The sequence below is a fragment of the Geminocystis sp. GBBB08 genome (assembly GCF_016743215.1).
In the GTDB taxonomy this organism is placed as follows: domain Bacteria; phylum Cyanobacteriota; class Cyanobacteriia; order Cyanobacteriales; family Cyanobacteriaceae; genus Geminocystis.
Window position 1 is genome coordinate 1 of the sequence record NZ_VRZC01000135.1, and the last position, 10,520, is coordinate 10,520.

General features: G+C 30.5%; 9 protein-coding genes. 3 read left to right on the forward strand and 6 right to left on the reverse strand.

The genetic code is table 11. The annotated features are described in order from the left end of the window. Positions 1–209: 209 nt before the first annotated feature. Complete coding sequence (locus FWJ34_RS14825; RefSeq protein WP_308256109.1) at positions 210–446, reverse strand: NifU family protein; 237 nt, start codon at positions 444–446, stop codon at positions 210–212. A gap of 122 nt (positions 447–568) precedes the next feature. Next, positions 569–1,054, reverse strand: coding sequence for a 2-C-methyl-D-erythritol 2,4-cyclodiphosphate synthase (gene ispF / locus FWJ34_RS14830; protein WP_308256117.1), 486 nt, complete (start codon positions 1,052–1,054; stop codon positions 569–571). Positions 1,055–1,134: 80 nt separating this feature from the next. On the opposite strand from ispF, the gene FWJ34_RS14835 reads away from it, so the two are divergent. From FWJ34_RS14835 to FWJ34_RS14845, 3 genes are all read left to right on the forward strand, one after another. Continuing rightward, positions 1,135–2,271 (forward strand): hypothetical protein, encoded by a 1,137-nt coding sequence (locus FWJ34_RS14835; RefSeq protein WP_308256110.1) that lies wholly within the window; start codon positions 1,135–1,137, stop codon positions 2,269–2,271. 59 nt (positions 2,272–2,330) lie between these two features. Then, a complete protein-coding gene (locus tag FWJ34_RS14840) occupies positions 2,331–4,778 on the forward strand; it encodes a glycosyltransferase (RefSeq protein ID WP_308256111.1) in 2,448 nt (815 codons plus the stop codon). A 164-nt stretch (positions 4,779–4,942) separates the two neighbouring features. Beyond that, positions 4,943–6,160 carry a DUF790 family protein gene (locus FWJ34_RS14845; protein ID WP_308256112.1) on the forward strand — a complete coding sequence of 406 codons (1,218 nt, stop codon included), beginning with the start codon at positions 4,943–4,945 and terminating at the stop codon, positions 6,158–6,160. Between the two features lie 105 nt (positions 6,161–6,265). On the opposite strand, the gene FWJ34_RS14850 is transcribed toward FWJ34_RS14845, so the two are convergent. From FWJ34_RS14850 to FWJ34_RS14865, 4 genes are all read right to left on the reverse strand, one after another. After that, complete coding sequence (locus tag FWJ34_RS14850) at positions 6,266–6,610, reverse strand: hypothetical protein (protein ID WP_308256113.1); 345 nt, start codon at positions 6,608–6,610, stop codon at positions 6,266–6,268. A 193-nt stretch (positions 6,611–6,803) separates the two neighbouring features. Then, positions 6,804–8,414, reverse strand: a complete 1,611-nt coding sequence (locus tag FWJ34_RS14855; protein WP_308256114.1) for a cation:proton antiporter — start codon at positions 8,412–8,414, stop codon at positions 6,804–6,806. A 160-nt stretch (positions 8,415–8,574) separates the two neighbouring features. Then, on the reverse strand, positions 8,575–10,029 hold the full coding sequence (locus FWJ34_RS14860) for an ammonium transporter (RefSeq protein ID WP_308256115.1): 1,455 nt from the start codon (positions 10,027–10,029) through the stop codon (positions 8,575–8,577). Between the two features lie 254 nt (positions 10,030–10,283). Beyond that, positions 10,284–10,520, reverse strand: a 237-nt coding sequence (locus FWJ34_RS14865; protein WP_308256116.1) for a hypothetical protein, incomplete at its 5' end; no start/stop codon positions are given.

Sequence of the window (10,520 nt, forward strand, 5' to 3'; positions counted from 1 at the left end):
TGACTATATGTTTGTTGAATCTTTAGTATACCTAACACCTAATACCTAACACCTATCTTCACCAAAAGACTTTTTCAGCAACCCCTAATTATTTTCTCCATAAATCATAGCTTAAGAAGAAAAAACAAGAGGGCAATCACGAATTGGCACTGCACGATCGCATAATTTTCTGGACAACCCTCTGCTATGATTTTTGTTGACAAATAAAGCTAAATAACTTGTTCTACTTCGGCAATTTCTGGGATATATTCTCTTAAACGTCGCTCTATACCCATTCTAAGAGTCATGGTAGAACTTGGGCAAGAACCACAAGCACCCTGTAATCTTAATTTTACCGTAGGTCCGTCAATTTCTACTAATTCAACATTCCCACCATCTGCCATCAGATAAGGGCGTAATTCGTTTAATACTTGTTCTACATTATCATTGGTTAATGCTAAAGACATAATTATTAATTTCTAATATTGATTAAATTTCAGCTTTTATCTGACTATGATAACGAAAAACTGATCACCTTAAGATGTTAAAATCTACCTATCCCATGATTAGTTAATATATTAAGAATCGTTTATTGATCTTGACAAAATAATAAAATTACTGTATGAACGCAAATAGCTTCTTCTCTACCTACGGGGCCTAATTTTTCATTAGTAGTGGCTTTGATACTTATTCTATCAGGTGAGATGGCCAATTTTTGAGCTAAAGTATCAATCATAGCTGGTAAATAAGGCTTTAGTTTAGGACGTTCAGCAACGATGACATTATCAATATTACCAATAATCCAACCTCGATCAAGAATTAATTGATGTACTTGGGCTAATAACTTCATGCTATCAGATCCTGCCCATTGTGGATCGGTGGGTGGAAAATAATGACCAATATCTCCTAAACTTAAAGCACCTAAGAGAGCATCCATGATAGCATGAGTTAAAACATCAGCATCACTATGACCTAATAATCCCAGATGATGATCAATTTCGACACCTCCTAAAATAAGTTTTCTACCTTCAACTAATCGATGTAAATCGTAACCATTGCCAATTCTAATCATGATAAAATTTTCGTTAATTTATTCTTTAATTTAGCTGATAAAGTCTTTATTTGCTAGATGATATTATTTATCAATTATTAATTTTGTTTATTAAAAGTATAGTGAAAAGATTTATTATTATTGATCATTCTTTACAGGATTTACAAGGGCATCACTATGAATGCAGTTTATCTGTAGCTTACGCAGCTCAAAGGCGAGGTTATAAAGCTATTATCGTTGCTAATAAAAATTTTTCTTCTTCTTTATATCCTAATAATGTTAAAGTCTTTTCTGTCTTTAAAGTCGATTGGTTTAATAATTCGACTCAATCATTAAATATTATTCAAAAACAACTTAAAAAGTTTATTAAGAATCGAGAAGATGTTAGTTTTATCCATTGGATTAAAGATTATCAAGAAAAGATTAACTATCAATTTTTTAAGCTCAAGTTAAGTCAACCAAAAACAAGAGGATTTTTAGAAAAAGTTGAAGGTAGTTTATTCAGATTAATGAAATGGATTAAAGATGATATTAATTTAATTAAACATATTCCTTTTACTAATACCCTATGGGGAATTTTTAAAATAATTTGGGGTTTGATTAGATTTAGTTTTAAGATTATTAACAAAGTTTTTTATCAAATTATTGAACAATTAGTCAATATTAAAAGTGATAGCTTTATTGAGTCTTTAAGTCAGACACTTAATTCTTTAAAAATTACTTTTGATGATCATGTTTTTATTCATACTTTAAGCATTGAACAATTAGAAGAAATCTTCTATTTTTTAGAAAAACAGGAGTTAAATAACTTGCCACAATATCATATCATGTTAAGGCGAGATATTGATGATTGTTTAGTTAAAAATGCTCAAGGAATAGGGATTAAGGCTTGTTTAACTCAATTTTATCAATGTAAGTTATTTCCTACAAAAGTAAGATTTTACACAGATACACCACAATTAGTTGATCGTTATAATAGTCTTTCTCCTATTAAATTAATAGAAATACCAGTACCATTTAGACAAAAAATTATTCAAGAAATTATCAAAAAAAATATAGCCTTAGAATTAGAGAATCAATCTTTACATTTAGTCTATTTAGGGGATGCAAGAATTGAAAAAGGTTATTTATATTTACCGGAAATAGTAGCAGATTTATGGAATGACTATTTAATCACCAAAAAAGTAGAATTACTATTCAATCTAATTTTAATATTAATACGGGAGAAAAAGGTATTTTAGCTAGTCGATTAAAACTTGAAGAATATCCTCAAGATGTAGTAAAAATTATTAAAAATCCGATGACAACTGAGGAATATTATCAATTGTTAATGAGTGCTGATTTATTAGTTATTCCTTATAATGTTAACAGTTATCGTTATCGAACTTCGGGAGTTTTAACGGAATCTTTAGCAGCAGGAAAACCTGTAATTGTACCAAAAAATAGTTGGTTAGCTAGTCAAGTTGATGAAAGTCGAGGAGGAATTTATCAAAATCATCAAGACATTAGTAAAACTATCATTAAGGTAATTAATAATATTCGTGAATATCAAAAAAATGCTCAAGAATTTAGTGTTGACTGGTGTAAAAAACATTCTCCTGATAGTTTAATTGATTGTCTATTATCGGAAGTTGATTTTACTGATAATTTAGGTAATAATTCCCTAGATAAACAGGAAATACAGCCTTCATTAAATAATGCTAAAATTTTAACTATTATTAATGGGGATAATTTATTAAACTTAGATAATTATGGACAAATTATTCTCAGTCATTTACAATGTTTATCAGAATTAGGTTATAACATTTATTTACTTATTTATTCTCTTAAGTTAGAATTGGATGAAGATAGTTATAATAATTTTCAACAAAAAGTTAATGATATTTTAAGTAATTGTCAGTTTAAACATACTTGGTTTTTAAGGTTAAAAAATTCTCCTCAATTTATCAAGGGGTTAAATCGGCAAAAATATTTTAGCAATGTTTATCAAGATGAGATAACTTTTACGAGAAACTTAATTGATGTTAATAGTTTATTGATTCCTGATAGTTTAATTAATTATCTACAAACAGAAAATTTAGATACTATTTTTATTGACTCTATTACTAATCAGATTTTAGTGGAGAAAATGGGATTAAATAATATTCCTGTTATTTGTCAATTATCTGGTTTACAATCTTATCAATATGCCATTATTAATTATCAAGAAATTGATGAAGAAGAATTAAAACAAGAGTTATATTTATTTAGTCAGGTAAAAGTGATTCTTGCTAATCATCAACATCAAGCAAAAAAAATTATTAGTTATCATCCTCATCTACTTGCCTATAATTTACCTAGTTTTAATAACTTGGTATCTAAGAATAAGTCGATAATAAATAGTAAAATTGTTAATTTTATTTGGGGTGATAAGAAGTCAGAATATCAGCAAATAATTAATGATAGTTTAAAAGTTACTATGGGCGATCGCTTAGTTCAAAATAACTTGACTCAAGGAGGGAAAAAAATTGCTATTTTATATCCTTGGGGAGATATTTTAGAACGAAAAGCTGGGGCAAGTCAACGGGTAGGATTATTAATTGATTACTTACAAGAAAAAGGTAATTCAGTATGGTTATTTACTATTGGGCAGGAAAAAGAGTTAATTTTAGATAATGTGCGTTATAGTTTTTATGATCAAAATTTTGATAATTTAGAATTAGTTAACCAACTATATACTAATAGTTATAGTACTTTAATTAATACTAATCGATTAAAAGATATTAATGATAATGACGATAAAAATAATCAACAACGAGAAGAAAATATCAAACAAATTAAAGAAGATTGGCGATTGAGTATGTATAATCAATTCTCCTTTGATGATAACTTTAAAAAGTGGATACAAAAAATTATTGATTGGGCAGATATAGTTATATTAGAATATCCTTTTTGGGGTAAAACTGTCAGTAAAATTTGTCAAGAAAAAAATGTTAAATTAATCATTACTGCCCATGATATGTTATGTCAACAGGTATCGATAAAAACTCCTATTTATCAAATCTTATTAGCGGAAGAAATTTCTAGTTTAAAAACGGCTAATCAAGTTATATGTGTATCTAAAGAAGATCAAGAATTTTTAAAAAAATGGGATATAAATAGTAAAGTTATTCCTAATCCTGTCAATATCAATTTACCGTTAAGAGAAAAAGTTATTAGTCATCAAGAAAAATGGCTTAATCTTTACCCTTGGCTAAGAGAAAATTATTGTTTATTTGTAGGAAGTGGGCATTTTCCTAATATTGAAGCGGTGAAACAAATTAGAGAAATCGCCTCTGAATACCACTTCAGAAAATATAATCCCCTCTGTAAATTTATTCTTATGGGTAGTTGTTGCGAAGCTGAAAATAAGGATAATTTTATCTCTCTTGATAAAGTGGATTTAGAATTACTAACTCTAGCTTATCAACAGGCTAAACTAATTTTAGCACCAATGTTATCGGGTACTGGTTCATCATTAAAAATAATGGAAGCCATGAGTTTTGGTAAGGTAATTTTAGGTACAAAAATCGCCTTTCGTGGTTGTGATATTCAGCATAAAAGTCAAGCAATTATTGAAGATAACTTAATTAAATATCCTGATATTATTTGTCAACTTTTAATCGATAATGAGTTATTAGATTATATTGGCAAAAATGCAAGAAACTTAGCTGAAAATTATGACTATAGAAAATTATATAGTGATTATTTAGAATTGATTGAAAATTGAAATAATAAAAGTTAGTAGTAAAGGCTAAAGCCTTAATTTTTCAAAAAGAATATTATTTCCAAAACAATAAACATCAATTTATATAAAACTTTTGCGTCTTTGCGCCTTTGCGAGAAACAACTAAAGTTTTAAGAAAAAAGCAATAAATTAACAATACCAAAACCATGCTGAAAAGTGACTTATTAATTTATCGTTATAGTGGCGAAACGATTATCCCTAAAAAATTATCTTTACAACCGAGAATTCTGGATTTAGCGTTAGAAATTATTGACTGTTTTCAAGATTGTTTAGGTAAAACTCAGGCAGAATTAGACGAAAAATTACTAAATTTAGAAGCTGATAGTCCAGAATATAAATTAAAGCGTGGTTTAGCTCATTTAGTCAAAAATCATTTTGCTCAATTTTCTATCGTAAGTCCTATTGAACCTTCTATATTACGAGAAAAAGTTTTTTCCTTATCAGCAGAAAAAGCGACAATACCTGATCATAAAAATTATACCTTAGAAGCGATCGCCTCTATTTTAAGTGGGGAATTAAAAAGAGAAGTTTTATCCTATGAAATTGCAAAAGGATTATATGCTGACTTGCAAGAAAATCGAATCTTGACAGAATTTGATGCACCAACTCCAGAGATATTAATCCACCGTTATAATTTATCTCAAGTACAAGGAATTTTCTATCGTGCTAGTCATATTATAATCCACGCTCACCGCAACGATCCGGGAGAATATAAATTACTGTTTCGCTATCTCAAGTTATTTCAGCTAATCGCTTATATTGAAGGGGATGCTGATACTGGTTTTACTATCACCATCGATGGACCTACCAGTTTATTTAAAGCTAGTACACGTTATGGTTTAGCCTTAGCAAAAATGATACCAGCTTTACTTCATGTGAGCAAGTGGAATTTAGAGGCAAAATTGCGCATGAAAGATAACTACGGTAACAGCGAAAAAACGGGCTACTTTCGTCTTGATGATACTTGTGGTTTAGTGAGTCATTATGCCAACAATAAAACCTATGACAGTATGTTAGAAGAATCCTTCGCCAATGGTTGGGAAAAATTAGAGACACAATGGCGTTTAGAAAGAGAAGTTGATTTAGTGCCTTTACCCGGTAGCGTCATGATACCTGATTTTCGTCTAGTGCATCCCGATGGTAGAGATTTTTTATTAGAAATCGTGGGTTATTGGCGCCCAGAATATTTACAAAAAAAATTTTATCAAGTACGTTGTGCTGAGGCAAATAATCTAATTTTAGCGGTTTCTGAGCGTTTAAATTTAGAAAAAGCGGGAGTTAATTTTAAAGATTTACCTAATCGAGTAATTTGGTTTAAAAATAAACTTTCTCCGAAAGAAGTATTAGAAATAATTGATAATTAATTCAAAAAAAAAGTTCGCAATTTTGCAATAAAGAATTTAGCCTTGATATTTTTATCTAAAGTTAATATCAACACTACCCAAAAAATTGTAATTTAAAATTTACTATTAATTTTGTTGTATTTTTATCTCCTGATTAGGGGCTTCAGGTACGTTATTACTTAAACTTTCTGGAGAATCAGGCACTTCTTTTATCTCTAAATCATCAGGAGATTTTACTTCTAAATTATTTTCTAATAACTCCTCTTTTTTTTGTTGATTTTCTTCAATTGGCTGTCTATTTTGTTGCTCAATTTGTTGAATTTGTTGTTCTATTAATTGATTACCACGATCAAAAAATTGTTGTGAATCTTGTCCTCTAAATTGTGCTAAAGCAATATTATTAGGATGATATATTAATATTGAAATAACACTAATACCAGTAATAGATAAAAATTTATTAACTATCTTCATCTTATTTTCCTTAATTAAATATTGATTAAAATTATTTTTCGTCTATCTCTATTATGACAAAAATTATTTAAAATGATTATAAAGTTTTTTTTGGCGATCGCCTATTTTGTAAGTTAGATTATGTTTTGTCAAATATTTAACTATATTTTTAGTAAGTATAAAGTTTTTATAATTAAACAAATATTAACTTATATTAAGTATTAACGAGAATAATAGGTAAAGGGGAATTTTCTAAAACTCCTTGAGATATAGAACTTACTAACAGTTTATCTAAAGGAGGGATATTTCTTTTACCCAAAATAATTTCTGAGATTTTATACTCTTTAGTTATCCTTAAAATTTCTTCAGTTACAACTCCAGAAGTCATAATTAATTGATGATTTATGTCTTTTAATATTTGATTAGTTTTGCTTTCAATTTCCTGTTTAAATATGGGATTTTCTTCCTCCGTTACATGAAGCACAATTACTTTAGCATCGCTTCTTCTGGCTATCTCCGCAGTTTTTAAAAGAATACTTATTAAAGACGAATCGGCAGGAATTGCCGCTAATAATACTATATCTTGATTGAGTGTTATTTTTGTTGGGTCAACTTCTCCTTTTTCTAATAATTTCGGTGCAAAAGTTGGAATAGCCCATGCCCCTAAAGGTGCAGTAATTAAAATCGATAAAACGGCGATCGCCAACATTGTATCACCACCTTTGATGCCTAAAGCTAAAGGAATACCACCAATAGCGGCTTGTACTGTAGCTTTAGCTGAATTACCTGGTAGTAAAAATAAACGCTCTTTCCATGTCCAATTACTGCCTAAAGTTGAGAGATACCAACCAATACCACGCCCAATAAATGTACCAATAATAAGGAGAATTACCCCTAAAATCAAATAATTTCCTAAAACATCAAGCTGAATACTCGCACCAAGTAATACAAATAAAATAATTTCTGCAACAATCCAAAGATGATCAAAACCATTTCTTAATCTTCGGGCTAAAGGTGCATCAAATTTGATGAGAAAAAAACCGACTGCCATAACTGCTAAATAACCAGAGAAAAAGGGGTATTTTTCCGCTAAAACTACTAATAATAAAGCTATTGTAACTGTTATAATAGCATCTTGTGTAGCATTCTGAGTCCAATTTTGTTGACGTAGTAAAGAGACTAGAATTTTCGCCGTTAACCAACCGAAAACAATACCTAAAAGTATCTGCATTAACACCTGAAAAGGCAATAATTGTAAAGGAGTAATTTTAATCCCCAATAGTGTAATACCATCGCTAGTATTACCTAAAAAAGCTAATAATAAACTGAATACTAATAATAATAAAACATTAGATAAAGCACTTCCAGTTAAAATAGCATCAGCAATTCCTTTTTCTACACCCCAGCCCAAACTCTTTAAGCGTAACATTCCGGGTACAATGACAGCAGGAGATTCAGCACCGATAATACATCCAAGTAATAAACCAGTAGAGAAATTAAATTTTAGTAACCACATTGATGCTAATGCAGTTACTATCGCCTCAACACCTGCGGGTAAAAACCCTAATCGTAAAGCTACAGTGGTTTGTTTTGAGAGTTTTTCGGCATCTAAACCTAAACCTGCTTTCATCAGGATAACCATCACTGCTACAACTCGAAAACCACTGGCAGAGGCTAACATTTCAGTACTGAGTATGTTACCAACATTGGGACTAAGTATAATACCAATAATAATCATACCCACTAAAGGCGGTAACTTTAATCTTCGGGCAATTTGTCCACCAAAAAAACCCATTAATAATACCCAGATCAAACTTGAAAACACAAGATACTACCTCGTTATTGCTTATTAATCTCTAAAAAAGAAATTAAATGTAGTAAAAAATTATAACAAATCAATTTAGTTAAATGTTCGATTCAACTAACTTTGGCATAGGCTGCCTAGTGTTTTTTTTACGAGGTAAATTCATCATTTCTATTTATTTTTAATTATCTACTTCTAAAAAGCCATTATAAGCCTCCATACCATGCTCTCCAATATCTAATCCTAAGTATTCTTCTTCCGGAGATACCCTTAAACCAAAAGTAACTTTGAGTATGTTCCAAAACAGAATACTAGAAAATAGCACAGTAATACCAACGCTTATAATACCCAGTAATTGAACTCCTAATAAATGTAAACTTCCGCTACTAAATAACCCTGCCACGTCTGGATTATTGGTGATATTACTATCGGCAAATAATCCTACGGCAATTGTACCCCAAATACCGTTAACTAGGTGTACCGATACTGCACCTACGGGATCATCTATTTTTAAGGTATCAGAAAGATAAACAGCAAAAACCACTAAAATTCCGGCTAATGCACCAATGGTGACGGCACTAGAGTAACTCACCATGGAACAACTAGCGGTAATAGATACTAACCCTGATAAAATACCGTTAATGGTTAAGGATAAATCGGGTTTTCCCGCTAAAATCCAACTGCTAATCGTTGCTGTTATCCCTCCTGAAGCCGCCGCTAAATTTGTTACCACAGCAATACGAGCAATATCTTGATTTACTGCCATAGTTGATCCTGGATTAAAGCCAAACCAACCAATCCAGAGAATAAAACAACCTAAAGTTGCTATGCTGAGATTATGTCCGGGTAACGGTATTATTCCCCCGTCTGTCTGATATTTCCCTAATCTAGGACCTAGTATAATTGCTCCAGTTAAAGCAGACCAGCCCCCGACAGAATGTACTACTGTTGAGCCGGCAAAATCATGAAATCCCGCTTGTTGTAACCATCCTCCTCCCCATATCCAATGACCTACAAGGGGGTATATGATCGCCACCAAAAAAAAGCTAAATAAGATAAAATCAATAAACTTAATTCTTTCAGCCACCGCACCAGAAACGATTGTCGCCGCCGTACCGGCAAAAGCCACTTGAAATAAGAATTTTGCGGACAAAGGAACTCCAGTCCAATTTAAGGAACTATAAACCCCAATATAGGCTTGATTTACAGCAGGACTATTGTCTGCTCCACCGAGAAAAAATCCTTGTAATCCTATAATACCATTTCCATCACCAAACATTAAACCAAAGCCGATAATCCAAAAAGCGATAGTAGAGATAGCAAAAACAATCAAATTTTTTGACAACAGATTGACAGCATTTTTGCGGCGACAAAAACCTGTTTCTAACATGGCAAAACCAGCATTCATAAAAATGACTAACACAGAAGTTAACACCACCCATAAAGTATCTAAACCGACTCTTAACTCTCCTGTTATAGATTGTAAATCTTGAGTAGGTTCTTGGGCATACACCGCATAACTAGAAGAAAGAAGCAAAATAGCACTTAAAAGAAGACAACCTTGCCAACTAGATGACTGTTTTATTCTCTGAATAATTAATTTAACTTTTTTTTGCTTAATTTTACTTTTAAACATAATTCACTCCAAAAATTTAATTTAATTATTATAAGGGATATAGAAAATATAATTTAGCATCAATTTTTACAGATATTTATGTCAAAATATCAGAGTTCTTCCAGAAATCAGAGCCTAGGCAATAAAGATTCTTACAATAGTAAAAATAATTTAGTAACTTTATCTTCATTCTCAAAATTTTTTGATTTAATTCTTTAATTTATAACCTAAGTTCCTAGGGTAAATTTTTACTCGATTACTAGGTTTCAAAAGCTCTAAAATGGCTTATTATAAATCATGATTAGTTGTTTTTGTGGGTTATATATTTCCACTGGTATATTATATTTTGTGCTGATATATTGGAAGTTTTTCTCTACTTGATTAATATGGGTAGTAATTTTTTTTTCTTGCTCATTATTGTTGGTTAAATTCGTCATCACAGATAAAGAAGTAATCTTTTGTAAGTACTTATCTGTCAAAAAAACTTTAACACTGTCTTGACTAATATTAAA